This is a genomic window from Alteromonas sp. M12, from assembly GCF_037478005.1.
In the GTDB taxonomy this organism is placed as follows: domain Bacteria; phylum Pseudomonadota; class Gammaproteobacteria; order Enterobacterales; family Alteromonadaceae; genus Aliiglaciecola; species Aliiglaciecola lipolytica_A.
The window spans coordinates 305,427-325,877 of sequence record NZ_CP144164.1 but is presented as its reverse complement, the minus strand read 5'-3'; the positions used below and the strand labels follow the sequence as shown (position 1 = coordinate 325,877).

General features: G+C 42.7%; 18 protein-coding genes. 6 read left to right on the top strand and 12 right to left on the bottom strand.

Features of this window, described 5'->3' with window-relative positions:
• Positions 1-64: 64 nt before the first annotated feature.
• From VUI23_RS01350 to recG, 6 genes are all read right to left on the bottom strand, one after another.
• Positions 65-3,187, bottom strand: coding sequence for a TonB-dependent receptor (locus tag VUI23_RS01350; protein WP_342806414.1), 3,123 nt, complete (start codon positions 3,185-3,187; stop codon positions 65-67).
• 66 nt (positions 3,188-3,253) lie between these two features.
• Positions 3,254-4,240, bottom strand: a complete 987-nt coding sequence (locus tag VUI23_RS01345) for a FecR domain-containing protein (RefSeq protein WP_342806412.1) — start codon at positions 4,238-4,240, stop codon at positions 3,254-3,256.
• Positions 4,240-4,803, bottom strand: coding sequence for an RNA polymerase sigma factor (locus tag VUI23_RS01340; protein ID WP_342806410.1), 564 nt, complete (start codon positions 4,801-4,803; stop codon positions 4,240-4,242). The genes VUI23_RS01345 and VUI23_RS01340 overlap by 1 nt, the downstream gene beginning before the upstream one ends.
• A gap of 414 nt (positions 4,804-5,217) precedes the next feature.
• A complete protein-coding gene (locus VUI23_RS01335) occupies positions 5,218-5,691 on the bottom strand; it encodes a peroxiredoxin (protein WP_216049461.1) in 474 nt (157 codons plus the stop codon).
• A gap of 18 nt (positions 5,692-5,709) precedes the next feature.
• Positions 5,710-6,474, bottom strand: coding sequence for a class I SAM-dependent methyltransferase (locus VUI23_RS01330; RefSeq protein ID WP_216049460.1), 765 nt, complete (start codon positions 6,472-6,474; stop codon positions 5,710-5,712).
• The gene (recG, locus tag VUI23_RS01325; RefSeq protein WP_303501816.1) at positions 6,467-8,542 is read right to left on the bottom strand and encodes an ATP-dependent DNA helicase RecG; all 2,076 of its coding nucleotides are present in this window, start codon (positions 8,540-8,542) and stop codon (positions 6,467-6,469) included. The genes VUI23_RS01330 and recG overlap by 8 nt, the downstream gene beginning before the upstream one ends.
• A gap of 300 nt (positions 8,543-8,842) precedes the next feature.
• On the opposite strand from recG, the gene VUI23_RS01320 reads away from it, so the two are divergent.
• Positions 8,843-10,165 carry a mechanosensitive ion channel domain-containing protein gene (locus VUI23_RS01320; protein ID WP_342806408.1) on the top strand — a complete coding sequence of 441 codons (1,323 nt, stop codon included), beginning with the start codon at positions 8,843-8,845 and terminating at the stop codon, positions 10,163-10,165.
• 61 nt (positions 10,166-10,226) lie between these two features.
• Here the strand turns inward: VUI23_RS01320 and VUI23_RS01315 are convergent, their stop codons facing one another.
• The 6 genes from VUI23_RS01315 to gmk form a co-directional block, all read right to left on the bottom strand.
• Positions 10,227-10,856 (bottom strand): peroxiredoxin-like family protein, encoded by a 630-nt coding sequence (locus tag VUI23_RS01315; RefSeq protein ID WP_342806406.1) that lies wholly within the window; start codon positions 10,854-10,856, stop codon positions 10,227-10,229.
• A 395-nt stretch (positions 10,857-11,251) separates the two neighbouring features.
• On the bottom strand, positions 11,252-11,938 hold the full coding sequence (gene trmH / locus VUI23_RS01310) for a tRNA (guanosine(18)-2'-O)-methyltransferase TrmH (RefSeq protein ID WP_342808224.1): 687 nt from the start codon (positions 11,936-11,938) through the stop codon (positions 11,252-11,254).
• 47 nt (positions 11,939-11,985) lie between these two features.
• Positions 11,986-12,372 (bottom strand): RidA family protein, encoded by a 387-nt coding sequence (locus tag VUI23_RS01305; protein ID WP_216049215.1) that lies wholly within the window; start codon positions 12,370-12,372, stop codon positions 11,986-11,988.
• A gap of 11 nt (positions 12,373-12,383) precedes the next feature.
• Positions 12,384-14,501 carry a bifunctional GTP diphosphokinase/guanosine-3',5'-bis pyrophosphate 3'-pyrophosphohydrolase gene (gene spoT, locus VUI23_RS01300; RefSeq protein WP_216049216.1) on the bottom strand — a complete coding sequence of 706 codons (2,118 nt, stop codon included), beginning with the start codon at positions 14,499-14,501 and terminating at the stop codon, positions 12,384-12,386.
• Between the two features lie 108 nt (positions 14,502-14,609).
• Positions 14,610-14,879, bottom strand: a complete 270-nt coding sequence (gene rpoZ / locus VUI23_RS01295) for a DNA-directed RNA polymerase subunit omega (protein WP_216049217.1) — start codon at positions 14,877-14,879, stop codon at positions 14,610-14,612.
• 106 nt (positions 14,880-14,985) lie between these two features.
• The gene (gmk, locus tag VUI23_RS01290) at positions 14,986-15,630 is read right to left on the bottom strand and encodes a guanylate kinase (RefSeq protein ID WP_216049218.1); all 645 of its coding nucleotides are present in this window, start codon (positions 15,628-15,630) and stop codon (positions 14,986-14,988) included.
• 80 nt (positions 15,631-15,710) lie between these two features.
• Between gmk and cyaY the strand changes: the two genes are divergently transcribed.
• The 5 genes from cyaY to hemC all read left to right on the top strand — a co-directional run bounded on the left by cyaY (position 15,711) and on the right by hemC (position 20,447).
• Entirely contained in the window at positions 15,711-16,025 is a 315-nt protein-coding gene (gene cyaY / locus VUI23_RS01285; protein ID WP_216049219.1) for an iron donor protein CyaY, read from the top strand.
• A 23-nt stretch (positions 16,026-16,048) separates the two neighbouring features.
• On the top strand, positions 16,049-16,720 hold the full coding sequence (locus VUI23_RS01280) for an alpha/beta hydrolase-fold protein (protein WP_342806404.1): 672 nt from the start codon (positions 16,049-16,051) through the stop codon (positions 16,718-16,720).
• A 425-nt stretch (positions 16,721-17,145) separates the two neighbouring features.
• Positions 17,146-18,627 (top strand): DASS family sodium-coupled anion symporter, encoded by a 1,482-nt coding sequence (locus VUI23_RS01275; RefSeq protein WP_342806402.1) that lies wholly within the window; start codon positions 17,146-17,148, stop codon positions 18,625-18,627.
• Positions 18,628-18,956: 329 nt separating this feature from the next.
• Positions 18,957-19,403: a YHS domain-containing (seleno)protein gene (locus tag VUI23_RS01270; protein WP_216049222.1), complete on the top strand. Its 447-nt coding sequence runs from the start codon at positions 18,957-18,959 to the stop codon at positions 19,401-19,403.
• A gap of 117 nt (positions 19,404-19,520) precedes the next feature.
• Positions 19,521-20,447 (top strand): hydroxymethylbilane synthase, encoded by a 927-nt coding sequence (gene hemC / locus VUI23_RS01265; RefSeq protein ID WP_342806400.1) that lies wholly within the window; start codon positions 19,521-19,523, stop codon positions 20,445-20,447.
• The last annotated feature ends 4 nt before the right edge of the window (positions 20,448-20,451 follow it).

Sequence of the window (20,451 nt, the reverse complement as noted above, 5' to 3'; positions counted from 1 at the left end):
AAAGAATTATCGCCCATGTTTAATGGGCGATATTTTCTAAACCGAATAGATTTAGGTATTTAGGTTAAAATTTATGATTTAATGTTATGTAAGAATAACGTCCTAACGAAGAATGTAAGTTGCTGCTATAACCAAAGGTGTTATCAGAAAAAGGAGGGGCTTCGTTGGTAATGTTGCGCATTCCCACAGTAACCTTAGTTTTACCAGAAAACAAAGCATCTTCGCTAAAGCGATAGCTCAGGTAAGCATCGACCGTCGACCAATCATCCACCACATAGGTAATCAAATCACCTGCATCATTGGTGTAGGTTAAGCTCGTATCTTCAACATCGCTGACAAAACGGTATTTCAGTCCAGCTCGCCACCCATCCTTAGAGTAGGTTAAAGACAAATTAGTCCGCCATTCAGGTCGTTCATCTTGGCGGATTAGATCACCATCGCTACCAGCTATTGATACCTGGTCACCTTGATACAATAACGCTTCGTTACCGGCTTCTTGAGCAGCCACGACTATGTCAGTAATTGCATCGGTGCCTTGGCTAAATTTTCGTAAATTAGCGGCGTTCAACTTAATTGAGAATTTCCCAATATCCGTTTCAAATTGGTAGTCAGCGCTATAATCTATGCCAGAAATTTCTCTGGGCAATAGATTGGTGTAGTCGTTTCGAATGTATAAAATCTCATCATTTTCGTCACGGACAACATTTTCATTCTGACTACCTTGACTACGCAGTAATGCATCATAAAGAATTTGTACGCGACTATCTAAAATACCTACGGTGTTCTCTTGCTTGATGCGCCACCAGTCTACCGTCAAGGTAAGTCTTTCGGTTGGTGTTAAAACAAGACCAAAAGAGTAGTTTTCACTTTCTTCTGGACTTAGAGTATCACTACCGTTACGCAACTCTAGGGTTCCCCGATTAGTTTGAGTCACTGGATCTATGCGGGTATTTGAACGGGCCACATCTACCGCGGTAGTTTGTGGTAAACCAGGCGCTTTGAAGCCACCAGAATAGGCACCACGAAGCAAAGCTTTGTCATTAACTATCCAAGCTAACGCAAACTTAGGTTTAAACACACTGCCTACATCAGAGAAGTTTTCATATCGCCCCGCCACCTGCAAATTTAAACTTTCGACAAAAGGTTTGTCGGTGATCAAAGGGACAGCGAATTCTACAAAAGCCGATGATACATTACGACTACCGCTGGCATCGGGTGTAGGACTACTTCCCAAAATTTGGCTGGCAATTTCTGAAGAAGTTCCTCCCACTAAGTCAGTAAAGTACAAGGTACCGTTTAAGTCATCAGAACGATTGTCGAAAAAGCTTTCATGGCGAAACTCGATACCAGCGGCAAACCCCACATCTCCGGCCGGCATTGTAAATAAGTCTGGTCGAGAAATTTTAGCATCAATAGAGGCTAATTCTGTTTCAGATTCACGTTCTACATTAACAGTAAAACTATCAATCACACTTTGTGAAACTGGGGTATCGTCGACGGTATTAGGGTTGGTAACACTTGCCCCACTAAATACATTGTATGCACTACTCTCATCGGTACTGTTAATCGCTTGTTGAAACAAGGTGGTGTTAATACGGTTAGCTTTATCTAAGGTATTGGCTTTTGAATAAAGCAGCCCCGTATCATAGTCCCAATCGCCAAAGTAACCACGACTGCCCACTAGAAGTCGATAGCTATAATCATCCACGTCGATATTACGTGGGCCAGTATCAATGGGACGGTATCTTCGCAAGGTTACTTCTTCACCAAAAGGGTTGTAAAACGCATCTGCTGATATCGTAAAGCGTTGGGCGGTGAGATTGCCCGATTGTTCACGCAAGCGCTTCGCCGTTGCCGAGTAATAAAGGGCTTCACCATAAATTTCTACTTGGTCGTTTAATTGATGATTGATTAAGGTGTAAAAGTTTAACCTGTCGACTTCAGAGCTAAGGCTTCGCTGAGAATTTGAATCGAATCTTAAATCACGGGGAGTGGAACCTGATGATGCGCAGACATCATCGTTAACGGCAACAGTACAATCATTGTAAGAGGTTGGTTCAAGGTGAAACGTACCTTGGCTATCTGAAGAAAACTCGCCCCATGGTGTGACTGTAGTTCGGTTATCTAACTGAGTGTCCCCGACAAAGTCACTCGGCACTTCACTAAATTCACGTAAGTCTGAACTCGCAGCGTAGTCTCTTTCGCTGGCCATCACCATATCACGGTGATAATAGCCACCACTGAAGGTTAAGTGAGTTTTATCATTATTGAACAGCCAGCCACCAGCGCCAGATATATTAATTTGATCTCGGCTGGTTCCCTGACTATTTCCATACTGGGCCTGGAGTTCACCACCGGTATAGTTGTCATCTAAAACGTAGTTAACCACACCGGAAATGGCATCAGTGCCGTAAATTGCGGCTGCACCATCGCGCAGAACTTCAACTCGTTTTATGCCTTTAACCGGAAGCGTATTGGAGTTAACCGTTGTAACCGGCACTAAATTTTCCGCCTGAGTTCCTGGGTGAAGCACTAATCGGCGACCGTTTAATAATGTAAGCGTATAGCCGGTACCTATTCCACGCAAATTAACTGACGAAACATCGCCGCGGGCATCATTTACGCCACCTACTACACGTTCACTGGTAAAGTTCACCGCACCTTGCTGAGGTAGTTCGGCCAAGATTTCAGCACCACTGCTGATACCTAAACCGTCAATATCTTCTGCGGACATGGTGGTTACCGGCAGAGCGCCGGTATCTTTCATGCCCCTGATATTTGAGCCTGTCACTTGAATTCGTTCAACACTAGATTCACTTGACGTATCGGTTGACACAACCGGTGATGATGTATTTTCTTGCTGACTGCTATCAGGGCTTTGAATCGGCGTAACTATATAGGTTCTTTTTGATGTTTGTTTAAACGTAAAGCCCGTGCCTTCTAATAAGGTAGAAAGGGCTTCTTGCACATCCATACTGCCTTCAAGCTTAGGCGCTACCTGTTCTTTTATTCGTTCATCTGAAAAGAGGATTTGAATTTCACTGTGCTGAGCAAGAGAAAGCAACGCGTTATCAAGGCTAGTTGATTGAATTGATAAATTATCGATTTGTTGAGCGTTAACACTGGAATTAAATGACAATGCGACGCATAGAGCTATTGTACTTATTGTTGTTTTAGGCAACTTCATGGCTGCTCCTTAGTTTTTTAATGTGTTCCTATAGAGTTAATACGCAGCCAAAAACAAAACCCTCCGTTATTTTTTCAATAAAATTATACGTTCTTTCTCAATTTGCGCTTCTATGGGTAAAGTTGCCTCTAGTGCCGTTAAAATAGCATCGCCATCTGATAACTTAAACACACCGCTGATTCGCAAATTTGCTAACTTTTGGTCAATCTCAATTTTTTTGCTTCTGTATCGATTAAAACTTGCGATGACCTTCTCTAGTCGTTCATCATCGAAGCGCAAGTATCCGGTACGCCAACTCTGTGCCTTCTCAACAGTTACTTCATTCTTCTTAGCAATGATGGCATTGGAGTCATTAAACGAAGCAATAGCTCCGGCCTCTAAAAAAACCTGTTGGCTTTTTTCTGCTTGCTTATCAGTGCTGCTAGCACTTTCTTCAACAGCAACAACCCCTTCTGCAACAGCAATATCAAAACCTGCCTGGGATAATTTAATGTTGAATTTGGTTCCTACCACCCGTACCGTTTTAGTACCGGTATGAATAAGAAATGGACGAGAAGGATCTTTAGCTATATCGAAAAAGGCTTCACCAGTTTGCAGCCAAAGCTCTCGTTGCTCTTCATTAAATTCGACTTTAATTTGAGTGTTGGTATTTAAACTAATTGTCGAACCATCTGCTAAACCGACACTACTGATTTCACCAATAGCAGTGCGATAGGTACTTGGTAGTTGGTTTTGTGGAGAAGTATCTATGTGGGTGTTTTTAGTAAACAGCATAAAGCAGAACATAAATACAAAAATGGATGCCGCCAAATAGCGCATGCTATAGAAACGTTTTTCTAATTTTTGCCTCCAACCCACATGAGGTGATAGCTCAACTGAGGCATCCCAAAGTGCAAGAGCCTGGTCAAATGCTGTTTGATGAGCGTCATTTTCTTCGCACCAACTGATAATGCGTTCTTCTTCCTTGGACGTTAGCTCACCAGAATAAAGACGCACAACGTATTCACTCGCTTGCTTATTTATTGCGTTCTGATGACTTAAACCTGTAGTCATTAATTTTGCACCTTATTTCGAATAGCGGTGAGGGCTGCAGATATATATTTTTCAACAGTGCTAACAGAAACCCCCAGTATATCGCTTATTTCTCGGTAAGCTTTTCCTTCGACTCGACACAGTACAAATGCAGTTTTATGCACAGGATTGATATTGTCTAGCACCTGCTCAATATCGGACAACTTTTCGGCAATATTTGCTTGCTCTTCTGGTTCATCCGCCTTTGAAGAATAAAGCGTATCAGAAAAGGGTTCGTGATCGTCTTGCGCCCGAGCTTTGGCTCGACGTTCTCTATCTATAATTAGATTGGTGACCACTTTAAATAAAAAACTACGAAAGGTGTCTTGCCGTTCTTCTGTTTTTGCTGCGAGTCCATTAAGTGAAAACAACTTAGTATACATTTCTTGCAGTATGTCTTCGGTTTCCGATGCATTTGCTCTTGCGCGAACACGGATAAACCGTCGAAGTGCAGCTTCATGTTCTGAGATGAGATCATACAAAACGCCATTGTCTCTGCCTGACTGGGCTATTGCTGACTGTGTATTAATATAAACAACTTTCACACTATTTATTTCTTTTTCATCTCAAGATTACCTATTAATACGCAGCAGAGTAAAAATCCCTCCATTGTTTTTGAAATTAACTAGATAGAAATAACCCGTAGCATGGCCTTCAGGCCATGAAAGCTTAATGCTAGAACACGGCGCTAAAGCAACCGCCTACAAGAAACATTCTCGTAGCATGGTCTTTAGGCCATGGAAAAATACCGAATCGCAGCGCTAAAGCAACCGCCTACAAAAACATTCACCTACCGCGGGGTTAAAACACCCGCCTACAAAAAACATTCTCGTAGCATGGCCTTTAGGCCATGGAAAAATACCGAACCGCGGCGCTAAAGCACCCGCCTACAAGAACATTCTCGTAGCACGGCCTTTAGGCCGTGGAAAAATACCGAACCGCGGCGCTAAAGCACCGGCCTACAGAGACTTCAACATTGTCTCGGCATCACTAACTTCGAATGTGCCTGGTTCTTCAATATTTGCTACTTTGATAACGCCATCTTCGACCAACATGCTATAACGACACGAACGGACGCCACCAAATGTGCCGGTGTCGATGTTCATACCGATTGCACTGGTAAAATTACCATCGCCATCGGCTAACATTAAAATCTCGTCGGCATTGTGCTGTTTACCCCAAGCTTCCATCACGAAGGCATCGTTTACTGATAAACAAATAATAGTGTCGACGCCTTTGGCTTTGATTTTATCGGCTAGTGTCACATAACCAGGTAAATGTGCTTGTGAACAAGTTGGTGTGAATGCACCAGGCACAGCAAACAAAACAACCTTTTTATCAGCGAAAAGGTCTGTGGTTGTGAATGTTTTCATTTCACCATTAATTCTTGCTGTGACATTTGCTTCTGGTAACTCACTGCCTTTACTAATCATAATGTTCTCCAATTAATTCTATAGGTTGGTCAAATAGACATCAAAGCGAAGCTTTTTGCCTTTAATCGACATATTAGGTTGTTTATCATTTAGGTAAGGAGCCGTATCTGGCCTTTTTACCACAACTCGTTGTTTTGCTAATTTTAGCGCAGGTTCGAGTAAGTCATCCGCATCTTCATCGACTCCCAGCAACGTTTGGAACAAGCGCATTTCTTTTTTCACTAGCGCCGATTTTTTGCGATGGGGAAACATAGGGTCCAAATACACCACATCTGGTTGTGTATTTTGCCAACTCGCCATAATTTCCGTCGCTGTGCCGCGCAAAAGAGTCATTCGTTGCGGTAGCCAATCACTCACCAGTGGTTGAGATTTAGCTCGCTGCAAACCATCTTCTAATAAGGCAGCTACTTCTTTGGATCGTTCAATCATATCTACGTGGCAACCAAAGCTTGCCAATATAAATGCATCTCGGCCTAAACCAGCGGTTGCATCTAAAATCCGCGGAAAAACATTTCCTTTGATGCCCACAGCCTTTGCTATGGATTCTTTTTTAACACTGGTTTGTTGTCGTCTGAAGGTCAATACATCAGATGCAAAGTCTACAAACACCGCGCCCAATTTGGGTTCATCCAACTGTTTAAGGGCCAAATAGTGTTGATCTAATACTAGCGCTAATCCCTGAGTTTGCTGATTATCAATCTCCAATCCCCAGTTTGTTTGCCAAATAACAGCTTGTTCCTGTAATTGTGGATTTTCCGGTTCAGTTAATATTAGCTTAAGCATGGCCATAACGCTCTTTATGTCCTAGCCAGCGATTAATGATGGCTTGAGATTTTGACGGATAATGTTGCCACATATGAGAAGCAATATTTTGAACTTGAGGGATGAGTTCGGCATCTCTAATTAAATCAGCAATTCTGAGATCCGCCAATCCAGTTTGCTTAGTACCAAGCAACTCCCCCGGCCCTCGTATTTCAAGGTCTTGTTGCGCAATATAAAAACCATCATGGGATTCACGCAACACTTTTAACCGTTTGCTCGCGGTTTTCGACAATGGACTTTGATACATCAACACACAATGACTTTCCACTGAGCCCCGCCCTACTCGCCCTCGCAACTGGTGTAATTGTGCTAAGCCAAGCCGCTCGGGGTTTTCAATAATCATTAAACTAGCATTAGGTACATCGACCCCCACTTCTATTACGGTTGTGGCCACTAATAAGTCCAATTCACCTTGCTTAAATTGCTCCATGATTTGCTGCTTTTCTTGCGATTTCAGGCGGCCATGCACCAGTCCTACCTTTAATTCGGGTAAAGCGGTATGCAAGGCAATAGCTGTGTCTTCTGCGGCCTGACACTGCAACACTTCTGACTCATCAATAAGGGTACAGACCCAATAAGTTTGACGCTTCTGGTTAACTGCAGCGTTACGCACTCTTTCAATCACTTCACCTCGGCGCGTATCGGGTAGCACAACTGTGGTGATTGGCGTGCGCCCTGGGGGTAGCTCATCAATTATCGAGGTATCAAGATCCGCATACGCTGTCATCGCCAAGGTTCGTGGAATAGGGGTTGCGGTCATAATCAGTTGATGGGGAAACGCCCCCTGTAGCTCGCCTTTCTCTCGTAACGCCAAACGCTGGTGCACACCAAATCTATGTTGTTCATCGACAATAACTAAGGCAAGTTTATGATACTCAACCGCTTCTTGGAAAACCGCATGAGTACCTATGAGCATATCAATCTGACCATTTTTCAGTTCAGTTAATACCGATTCTCTGGCTTTCCCTTTTAACTTACCGGCCAGCCAACCAATTCGAATATTAAGCGGTGAAAGCCAATCACTAAAGTTATTGGCATGTTGTTCTGCCAGCAGCTCAGTGGGTGCCATCATTACCACTTGGAAACCTGCACCTATAGCAGACAAAGCTGCCATTGCCGCCACCAATGTTTTACCAGAGCCCACATCTCCCTGGACTAACCGCATCATTGGCGAGTCTTGTTGCATATCATGCTGAATTTCATCTACCACACGGGATTGCGCGTTGGTTGGAGTAAAGGGTAAGTTTCCTAAAAACTGGTCGATTAACGCTGTAGAAATCGGAATCGAAAAAGTTTGTTGGCGCTTACTTTGTTGGCGAACCTTTAAAACGCTTAAATGGTGAGCTAGTAGTTCTTCGATGATCAAGCGTTGCTGAGCTGGATGTTTGCCTTCCTCTAATAGCGACAAGGCGACATCGGGAGGCGGCCTATGGACGAGCGATAGCGCATCGACTAGGCTAATTTGTGCCGCGTAAAGATTATCAGGCAACAGTTCCGCTAGACCACCCTGTTTCAGTTTAGTTAAAGCTTGCTCACTAAGGTTACGCAGCGTGATTTGCTTTACGCCTTCGGTGGTGGGGTACACTGGAGTAAGTGATTCTTCCAACTCGCTGACGGATTCATCACGTTTAACGCGATATTCAGGATGCATCATTTCTAAGCCGAATTTGCCTGCCCGCACTTCGCCGAAAGCACGAATCGTGGTGCCTTTTTCTAAACTGTTTTTTTGTGCTGCCGAGAAATGGAAAAAGCGTAAGGTAAGGGTGCCAGTATTGTCACTTACTCGCACCACCAACATCCGTTTTCGGCCAAATTGCACATCACAAGACATTACTTCCCCTTCAATGCTTGTGTGCAAAAAGGGCTGCAAATCGCCAATGGGGTAGATACGCGTGCGATCTTCGTAACGAAGGGGCAAATGGAACAGCATGTCCTGAATGGTAACTAACCCAATTTTTTCGAGCTTTTCAGCAACTTTGCTGCCTACACCTTTTAATTCGGTTAATTTTGTTATTGCCAGAGATTGCATCTGAGCCTTTTTATTCAGAACGAAACAACCTGTTATTTTGCCTTACAGCCAGCAGAATACAACTATTCTGAAGGCTAAAAATACAAAACCTTGGACAAAGCCGCTGCCCGCTGATATTTAAAGGCTTTTAACCTATCTAAAATACACGAAGTTTCACGCTTAAGATTGCTTTTAACATGAACACCGACCTGAAATTGGATAAAAACCAAGTCTATACTTAGTGCAATTATTCCGAACCAACTATACGAATTGACGGTATTGGTTCATAGTAAGTTTAGAAATTTGAAAATGTGAATTGATATGAACCTAGAAACCATTTCCACCCAAGCTGATCAATTATGGTTAGTTATTCTTAGCACTTTAACCAACCCAAATACTTATGCTCAAGTTTCCATAGTGCTGTTTGTCTACTTATTGGCTTTTTGGTTGGCTCGCAAAATACGAAATGCGGTAGGACTAACTCACTACGAACCAGACTCAAGCGCTCACCCTATGCGTAAACTCGCCTATCGAGTGGGTTATTTAGTATATCCATTGATTGCACTGATTACCTTAAAAGTGATTATCGAAACAGTCCACAATGCAGGCTTTTCAACATGGCTTTTGGATACAGCCTTGACCATTGCGGTTTTACTTTTCTATTACTCAATGATTCGCGTGTTGGTTGTAAATACTATCGCCGCGAAACTATTCAAGTGGGTGGGATTACCGATTTTACTGCTGCATTTAACCGGCTCACTTAGCACTGTTATTGTTGCACTCGAAGACATATCTCTTACCTTAGGTAACGTTAATATCACCGCATACGGCGTGGTCAGAGTGCTGATTTTCGGTGCAGTGCTATTTTGGCTAGGACGCGCATCTAATAGCTTTGGCAAAGACATCATTCGTAAACAAGAATCGATAGATATCCGCACTAGAGAAGTTTTTTCGAAACTCTTTGAGGTCGCGGTATTTTGTATTATTGCACTGTTATTGTTAAATGTGATGGGCATTAATCTAACTGCGCTTGCCGTGTTTGGCGGCGCCGTCGGTGTAGGGTTGGGTTTAGGTTTACAATCCATCGCTTCGAACTTTATTTCAGGCATTATCATTTTGCTAGATCGCTCGTTAACCGTTGGCGATTTTGTGGAAATGGATGACGGCAGTAAAGGATTCGTCCGTGAGTTCAGAATGCGATACACGGTTCTAGAAACCTACGACGGCAAAGACATTCTGGTACCCAATGAAAAATTCATTTCCAATTTAATGGTCAATTGGACTCATAAAGATCCTAAGCAGCGTTATCGAGTGGATTTTTCAGTGCCATACGCAACAGACATACGCTCGATGGTAGAGTTTATTAAAGTGGCAGTGGCCGAACATCCTTCTGTCATCAGCGGCCCGGACGTACCATTTGAAGAACGCCCAGATTGTGAAATTGATAGTTTCGGGGACTCTGGAGTAAACATGTTTGTGGAATTCTGGATGGAAGGCATCGATGATGGCAAAAATCGCGTTGGCGGGGATTTGATGTTAATAATCTTTGAAACCCTTAGAGAAAATGGCATTGAAATACCATTCCCTCAACGTGAAGTTCGGATCCTCAACGAAGAGACATTCAGTGTCAAAAGTTCAAGTTAGAGAATAACTGAGCCCTGTTCAACTTTAACTGTTTGAAAGGGCTCACAACTTAAGTAAGTATTTACAAACTTAGTTTGGCTGCTTGTAAAAGCAGCTCTGCAGAAGGTCTTACTTTAAAGTTTGGATTAACATAGTTGAATTTGATTAAGCCTGTTTTGTCGGTAATAAACACTGAAGGAGCCGGCAATACCGCCCGTTCACTGTCCGCATCTTCGGTTAACACTATGTTGTTTTTCTCTTTGTATTTAGATTTTGTTTCCGCAGGTACATAAAAACCAATTCCAAACCCTTTGATGGCCTGTAAACTTTCGTCTGATAACAACTGCACGGCAAATTCAGTTTCTAGTTTTTGTTCTTGTAAACGTGTTGGTGATTCGGGCGATATTGCCAATATTTGATAACCTAAATCAACCAAAGGTTGCTCGATATCTTTGAGCTCTGCTAATTGACGGCTGCAATAGGGACACCATCCCCCACGATAGAACAATATAATCGTCGGTTTTTGCATAATCATCGCCTGCAAACTAACCGGCGCACCAGTCGCAGTGCGCAGTGTCACATTGGGAATAGTTTGGCCATTTAATAAGGGAGTTACATCTTCAGGGGATTCCGCGATCAAAGTTCGGTCTAAGGCAAACAGCTGTGTTGCAAAAAGCGTAAGAAACAAGCCGATTAGGTAAGCGGATCGCATAGTAGGTTTCCTTTTAAAGTATGTTCGCAAACATAACAATGTAGCATGGGATTTATCCCATGGAAATATTTAGGTCGGATGATAGCGCGGGGCTAAAACACCCGCCTACAAGAGAAACCCGTAGCATGGCCTTTAGGCCATGGAGGTCGGAAGATAGCGCGGGGCTAAAGCAACCGCCTACAACAGAAATCCGTAGCATGGCCTTTAGGCCATGGAATATCATAGGATAGCGCGGGGCTAAAACACCCGCCTACAACAGAAATCCGTAGCATGGCCTTTAGGCCATGGAATATCATAGGATAGCGCGGGGTTGAAACACCCGCCTACAACAGAAATCCGTAGCATGGCCTTTAGGCCATGGAGGTCGGAAGATAGCGCGGGGCTAAAGCAACCGCCTACAGCTTTCGGAATTGCAATGCTTGCCACCAATCATCGTCGGCGACAATACTTCCTTGTTCATCAATATGTGGGTATGGCAGTTTTTTTTCGTCGCATAATTTACGAAAGTCAGGATAACCCCGTTCGAATAACATTTTTTGGCAGTCTGATTCATCAAGGTGCTGCGTATCATACATACCGGCAATTTGCCGTTGCCGCTGCGCCTCATATAAAACCAGTGCAGCTGCTACACTGACGTTGAGGGATTGAACCATTCCTACCATAGGAATGACAATCTCTTGATCGGCTAAATCGATAGCTTGTTGCGTAGCACCGTGCTTTTCTTGGCCTAAAATTATCGCTGTTGGCTTGGTATAATCGACGTCGCGAAAATCTACGGCCTGATCAGACAAATGGGTAACCAACACCTGCATTTTTTGCTCTTGCAAATGAGAAACTGCATCACCAATGCTATTGTGGTTTTCCATGTACACCCAATTTTGGCTGCCCATTGCGGTGCCACCACGTAATTCTTTTGTTTCATCATCCCAAACGGCATGCACTTTATGAATGCCTACCGCATCACAACTTCTAATCACTGCGGAAACATTATGGGGCTTATGAACTTGCTCCAAACATACGGTTAAGCTAGTTTGTCGCTTGCTTAAGACATCACGAATTTTTTGATAACGTTCTGGTGACACTGACACTAAAAAACCTCTAACTGAAAGCCAAACTTTCTAAAGCAATATCACTCAGGCAATTCCATAATGCCGTCGATTTCAATTTGTGAACCTTTTGGTAGTTCTTTTACACCTATAGCGGCACGAGCAGGATATGGCTTTTTAAAATACTGGCTCATCACCTCATTGACGGTGGCAAAATTAGATAAATCGGTTAGAAATATATTCACTTTAACCAAATCATTAGTAGTACCACCAGCGGCTTCACACACTGCAGTTACATTTTCAAATACCTGAATAGCTTGTGTTTTAAAATCGTCAGAAACCATTTCCATGGTCTCTGGAACCAAAGGAATTTGGCCAGATAAATACACAGTTGTGCCAGACTTTACAGCTTGACTATAAGTCCCAATAGCTTGAGGGGCCCGGTCAGTATGAATTACGGACTTTGACATAATTATTTACCTTAGTTGTGTCGAATTTGACTATGACGTGAGACTTTTTGCACTTCCGGCATGGAGCGAATTTTGCGCATGACCTTAGCCAGATGTACACGATTTTTTGTGGTTAACTCAATATCAATGTAATAAACATTGCTTTCTTTTTCTTCTGTTTGTAAACCAATAATATTTGAATCACAAGAAGCAACGGCATTGGTTAACGTAGCCAATGTGCCTTGATGATTAATTAGCTCTATTCTTACCGACGCTTTGAATTCACCTTGAGCTTCGCTATCCCAATGCATTGGTAAAACACGTTGAGGCTCTTCTTTACTTAACTTACGAATGTTACTGCAACCTACCTGATGGATAACCATGCCCCGACCAGGACTAAGAATCGCGATAATTTCATCATCGGGAATCGGGTAACAACATTTGGGGTAGGTCACTAACAAGCCTTCAGTGCCTTTAATCGCCACATTACGGCCTTTATCTGGCAGCTCTTCAGACTCGCCCAACAGTCGTCGAGCGACAATGGCACTGAGTTCATTACCTAAACCAATATCTGAAAGCAATTCGTCAAAAGAGTCGTGTTTGGTTTCAGCCACAACACGATCTCTATCTTCTTGCGGAATATCGTCTAATCTTCTCGCCCCTAAAGCATGTCTAAGTAAACGATTACCCATACTGATGGCTTCTTTGGACTGCTGCCGCTTGAGGTAGTGGCGTATGTTAGAACGGGCTCTGGCACTGACCACGAAATTGAGCCAGTTGGCGTTGGGTTTTGCTCTTGGAGAGGTAATTATTTCCACCGATTGACCATTTTGCAGTGGCTTATTAAGTGAGTAGTTACGTCGCTCTACTCGCACACCCACACAAGAGTTACCTACATCAGTATGCACTGCGTAAGCAAAGTCGACGGGCGTGGCTCCCATGGGTAATTCGATAATTCGGCCGTCTGGTGTAAACACGTATATTTCATCAGGAAACAAATCGGTTTTAACGTTTTCAATAAATTCAAATGATGAACTTGCACTTTGTTGCAGTTCTAATAAGGATTGCATCCATTTGCGTGCTCGAACTTGCGCCGTAGTGCCTTGCTGCGTTTCACCATCATCTTTGTAAATCCAATGTGCGGCGACGCCTTTGTCAGCCATCTGATCCATTTCAGCAGTTCGAATCTGAATTTCAACAGGAATACCATGAGGTCCAATCAAAGAAGTGTGTAATGACTGATAACCATTTGTGCGTGGAATGGCCACGTAATCTTTAAAACGACCTTCAATAGGCTTATACAAACCATGCATAGCCCCTAACCCGCGATAGCAATTATCGACAGAGGAGACTATCACCCGAAACGCATATATATCCATGACTTCGTTGAACAACAATTCTTTGTTCTTCATTTTCCGATAAATCGAATACAAATGTTTTTCGCGGCCAATGACTTGCGCATCAAGACCATGGGCTTTTAAACGAGTTTCCACTTCATTGCGGGTATTTTCAATGATTTCTTTGCGGTTACCGCGAGCCTGTTTAACGGCCGCCGAAAGAGCTCGATGACGCATCGGGTACATGGCTTGAAAACCTAAGTCTTCTAGCTCATTTTTAATATCGTGGATACCGAGTCGGTGAGCAATAGGCGCATAAATTTCGAGGGTTTCTCTGGCAATTCTGCGACGTTTATCTGGTCTTAGCGAACCTAAAGTGCGCATATTGTGGGTTCGGTCTGCGAGTTTAATCAGAATGACCCGGATATCTTGCACCATCGCCATCATCATTTTACGGAAATTTTCGGCTTGTGCTTCTTGTTTGGTACTAAACTGGATTTTATCCAGCTTAGACACCCCTTCCACTAAATCGCCAACAGTTTCACCAAATGCTTCAACCAGATCTTCTTTGGAATAATGGGTGTCTTCTATCACATCGTGTAATAACGCAGACTTGATGGTTTCTTCATCAAGGTTCATGTCGGCAAGTATGCCTGCAACGGCAACTGGATGGGTAATGTAAGGATCACCGCTGGAACGCATTTGTCCATCATGTGCATCTTGGGCTAAAACGAAGGCAGCCTCAATCCCCTTGACCGCGTCTAGAGGTAGGTAATCACTTAATTTGTTTTTAAGGCCTTCGAATAAATACACTTAACACATGCTTTTAGTTGACTTAGGAGTTAAGAATACGGAGATTTTGTAAGCTTGTCAGCCTATAAGTTTGTCCTGAACTCATATGAGTTCAGGATTGGCTTATTTTTACTCAGACAGGATGTTAGCAACTGACGAGAATTCAGCTTGATCGTGCTCTTGTTGGTCACGAATTGCTTCAGCTGCAATTGTTGAAGCATCAACAAAACCTTCTTCAATTTCACGAAGAGCGATTACTGTGGGCTTATCATTTCCCATAGGAACATGAGCGTCTTTGCCTTCAATAGCAATCTGACGTGCGCGCTTAGCAGCAACTAATACTAAATCGAAACGATTGCCAATTTTGTCTACGGCATCTTCTACTGTTACACGAGCCATATATTTCTCCGAGGTGGTCGATATGTCTAAAGGTGTTCAAAAAAAGGTCGAGTAGTTTACGTTTTTATTGGTCTAAAGGAAAGATCTTTCACGATCATTAGACTGTTTATTTTCCGAGTAAATCAGCAAATAAGCCAGCATGCCGAATTACTTGCTTCTCTTTTCGTAGTCTGCGAGCACTTACTATCGCATCTAACTCATTTAAAGCTGATTCGAAATGATCGTTGACGACAATAAAATCAAATTCATGATAATGGGAAATTTCTGACTCCGCTTCTTGCATTCGCTGCTCGATCACCTCTTGAGAGTCTTGATTGCGTTGTGTAAGACGACGGAAAAGTTCTTCTCGAGACGGTGGCGCGACAAAAACCGTCGCAGTGTCAGGAATTTGCGCTTTGACCTGACGCGCTCCTTGCCAGTCAATATCTAAGAAAATATCGGTACCTTCTTTGAGGGTTTTTTCTATTACCACTCGCGACGTACCGTAATAATTTCCAAATACTTCAGCCCATTCGAAAAAAACCTGCTGTTTGATCAAATCCTCGAACTCCTCTCTTGAGACGAAGTGATAGTGTTGACCATCGACTTCTCCGGGTCTAGGAGCGCGGGTTGTATGCGAAACTGAAACCTGCAGTTTATTACTATGCATATTCGACTCACTATGCCTTTCTATTAGCGCATTAATGAGACTAGATTTACCTGCTCCTGAAGGAGCGGCCAAAATAAATAAGTTACCGGGTGCTTTTGCCATAAAATTTAATAAAATAACTGTCGCGAATTTTTAGCAATGTTAACATATTCTGACTTATTACCTAACTAGCGAATCACAAAATGAATGACAGCCAGTATCACCAACTTGTAGATGACATGTTTATCCAACTGGAAGAAGCGTTAGATGCCTGCGAGGTGGATATCGACTACGAATCAGCAGAAGGAATTTTAACCCTAGAGTTTCAAAATAAAACCAAGATTATTTTGAACAAACAAGCACCTTTGCACCAACTTTGGGTGGCGACCAAATTCAATGGTCATCATTTCAATTATCAAGATGAAGTGTGGATAGATGAGCGCACCGGTGTTGAATTTTGGTCATTTATTGATGAAGCTGCCAGTAAACAAGCAGAGCAAAGCGTAAAATTGTCATAATTTAAATCAAAGGAAGCAGCTAAATGTCTGAGCAGATATTGCCCTACGTAGAAGTAAATCCCAAAAAGCCATACGATGCCGTTGTAATTTGGATGCATGGTCTAGGGGATTCTGGTAATGGATTCGCGCCAATCGTGCCCGAATTAAAGTTACCGGAAAGTATGGCGGTACGGTTTGTGTTCCCTCACGCGCCTGTAAGACCAGTAACCATCAATAATGGTATGCCGATGCGTGCTTGGTACGATATTAAAACCATGGATTTTAATAATCGCGCAGATGTGGACGGAGTGTTGGACTCAGCAGCTAAAGTCAGTGATTTAATTGAAGCCGAAAAAGCCAAAGGAATATCAGCTGATCGCATTGTGTTGGCCGGTTTTTCACAAGGCGGAGTTATCGCGCTTCATCTAGGCACTCGATACCCAGAAAAGCTAGCTGGCATTATGGCGCTTTCAACTTATATGTCTGAACCAGATAAGTTTGCCAGTGAAGTTCATCAGGCCAATAAAAACACACCTATTCTATGTGCCCATGGCCAGCAGGATGAAGTGGTACCAATGTTTTTAGGACATGCCGCGTTTAAAGTGCTCGAAGATATTGGTTACCCTGTGAAATGGAAAGAATATCCAATGCAACATAATGTTTGCCCACAGGAAATTAAAGACGTTTCAGAGTGGTTGCAGGAGCGTTTAGGTTAACTAGCAAATACTTAACCTAAGCAACTCAGACTTGCCAACGTTACGCTAACGCGGTATATCTTATTAAAAGAGCGGTAATTTAAGCAAAGTAATAGCAATTTCAACCGTCATCATAAATCGCCATGTGGATGAATTTGATTTCGTTCACTTTGGGTGGTGACATGCTTTATAAAATACCAGCCTTAACCTCATTTATCTAAATACATAAAAATACCAATATGCAGACACTCGGCTGTGTCTTGGTATTCGTAATTTACTGCCCCACAAGTCTTATCAATGACTAGATTGGTTGGGTTCAATTGCAATGCAATACGCAGAATAATTACAAACGTGGCTTTTACACAGATTTTAGAACAATACTTTAAATTTGTCCTATAGCTGGAATTGTTTTCCAGTTTCGACCTTTTCGATGTTAAGGCAGTATTATGAGTGATAGTTTACCGGAAATAACTGATCCGCAACGTGGTCGATATCAAAATATTGGATTATTGGCTGGGCCTGCCCTATTCGTTTTAATGATGCTTCTAGGAGCAAATCAAACAACAATGGATCCTACCGCTTGGCGCGTCGCGGCTGTAGGTATGTGGATGGCACTATGGTGGGCAACAGAATCCGCGCCCGTCCCTGTCACCGCATTTTTACCCATAGTTACCTTTCCCTTTCTAGAAATAACAACTCTAGCAGACGCCACATCCCATTATGCTAACCCAATTATTTATTTGTTTATGGGAGCCTTTATCCTAGCATTGGCGGTTGAACGCTGGAATTTACATAAACGAATAGCCCTAGTCATTTTGTCTTATACCGGTACCGATGGTCGAAATCTGGTTGGTAGTTTTATGGTAGTCGCGGCATTGCTTTCAATGTGGATGACAAATACTTCCACTACTATGATGTTAATGCCCATCGCCTTATCGGTTACGCATATAATTTCGGAGCAAAATGCGCACCTCAACAAACGGCAAATTAAGTCTTTTCAAGTAGCAATGTTACTGGGTTTAGCCTACGCCGCTACAATCGGTGGATTAGCCACACTAGTTGGTACTCCGCCTAATGCATTGTTAGCTGCATTTTTAAATGAAAACTATGATATCAAACTCACTTTCGCTAGCTGGATGGCACTTGGCATACCTGTAATGTTGCTAATGTTGCCGCTGGCTTGGTGGTCTCTAACACGCTGGACTTTTAAGATCGATATTCCAGCAAATCCAGTAGTCCATGAGCACTTAACCGAGTTACGCCAAGCATTAGGGCCAATGAGTCGTGCCGAAAAGCGAGTAGCAATAGTATTTGCTCTAGTTGTCACATTTTGGATTGTTAGACGCCCTATCTCGGTACTTCTTGGTATCGACTTTTTAACTGATACAGGAATAGTAATGACCGCGGCGTTACTATTGTTCTTACTTCCAAGTGGTAACAAAGCTCAACCGCAAATAATGACTTGGGACGATGTAAGTCGGCTACCCTGGGGAGTGTTGATTTTATTTGGTGGCGGATTAAGTTTAGCCGCAGCAGTTTCTTCATCTGGGCTGGCAGCATGGTTGGGAAGTAGCTTAATGCCTTTAGGCACATTTGGTGTATTTGTGTTGGTGATCGCAGCTACCGCATTGGTTATTTTCCTAACAGAACTAACCAGTAATGTTGCAACAGCGGCAACCTTCTTACCAGTAGTAGCGGCCGTTGCATTAGAGCTTGGTGTATCTCCGTTAGTGTTGTGTATTCCTATTACCTTAGCTGCAAGCTGTGCCTTTATGTTACCTGTTGCAACACCTCCAAATGCGATAGTTTTCGCCTCAGGTTTGCTCAATATTCCACAGATGATAAAAGCGGGTTTTGTACTAAATATTGTGGGTTTAATTCTTATTAGTGCTGTTTCATTGTGGCTAGCGCCATTAATATTTTTATAAATAACAGCATGAACTTTTATAAGAGCCGCGTCTCAAGGCCATGATTGTTTAGATAATGAGATTAAACAGCACAAGCGACGGTTTTAAATAAGGCGTCTATGGCTCTTTTTATAAACTCTTATTAAGTATCCTAAATTAGCTATTCGTAAAAAAGTAAGTGTTCACACTGCCTGCACCCTATATTAAATAAGTTATAGTGAACATCCCATGTAAAATACGTAAGCGTTGCGATTCCCGTAATTCTACCGTGATAAAATTGTGATGAAATTTTAAGTCTGAATAGCCGGTTTTGTAAGTAATTATAATTTAATTACCAAATCGGATTCCTCATGAACGCTTTAAAAGTACTAATATTTGCCTTAACCAGTTTGTTTTTCACTGCGGCTCACGCCTCAGATCCCATTGAGACAGGCTTTTTTAATAATCACGCTATTTATGGTTACGATACAGTGGCCTACTTCACCGAAAACAAACCTGTAAAAGGTAACAAACAGATTAGTTATGATTGGCGTGGCGCGCAGTGGCATTTTTCATCGGAAGAACATAAAGCCATGTTTGTCGCAAATCCCGAGAAATATGCCCCCCAGTACGGTGGATATTGCGCTTACGCAATGGCTGATGGCAACTTAGTTGGTATAGATGAAGAGGCATTTACAATTGTAAATAACAAACTCTATCTAAATTATAGTATCGGCGTGATGGAAAAGTGGCTCGAAAACCGTGATGAATATATTCGAAAAGCTGACGAGCAATACCCATTAGTGGTTAACTTTTAAACTTTTTTCATTGCTATTGATGTAGATCAGCTTGGTTGTTAGGTTTTTTACAACTCTGCTGTACCAATCCGGTCAGCAAAACCTTAAAATGGTGTTAAAAGGTTAATCGGATTGTTTATGACTCGCTCAGTAATTAAAATTGCTACCCGTAAAAGTGCCCTTGCTCTTTGGCAGGCAGAATTTGTCAAAGCAGAATTAGAAAAGGCGCACCCTCACATTGCAATTGAACTAGTCCCTATGACTACAAAGGGCGATGTGATTTTAGATACACCACTTGCAAAGGTAGGTGGTAAAGGATTGTTCATCAAGGAATTGGAAGTGGCTATGCAAAAAGGCGAAGCCGATATTGCAGTGCATTCCATGAAAGATGTTCCTGTCGAATTTCCCGATGGTTTTGGTTTACACGCTATTTGCCAACGGGAAAATCCATTAGATGCGTTTGTATCCAACAAATACGAAGATATTGTTTCCCTACCCAAGGGCGCGATTGTTGGCACTTCAAGCTTACGTCGGCAAGTCCAGCTCAAAGCGTATCGCCCAGATGTGCAGATAAAAGATCTGCGCGGCAACGTGAATACCCGCTTAGCGAAGCTAGATGAAGGCCAATACGATGCAATTATTTTAGCATCAGCGGGGTTAATTCGTTTAAATATGGCTGACCGCATACGACAAGAAATTAGTAGCAGGGTCACTTTACCAGCTGTTGGTCAAGGTGCTGTAGGTATTGAATGTCGTACTGAAGACGCAGAATTAGTGGCATTATTACAACCCTTGAATCACCCTGATACTGCGACCCGTGTGGTGGCAGAACGGGCGCTTAACGCTAAACTGCAAGGTGGCTGTCAGGTCCCCATCGGCAGTTTCTGCGAAATCATAGATAATCAACTACACTTGCGTGGTTTGGTTGGCTCTATTTCTGGAAAACAGATTATTATGGCTGAGCAGTACGGCGATATTGCAGAACCCGAACAACTTGGTAATGCAGTAGCTGAGAAATTGTTAGAGCTAGGCGCACAAGAATATTTAGCAGAAGCATACGTGTAACATA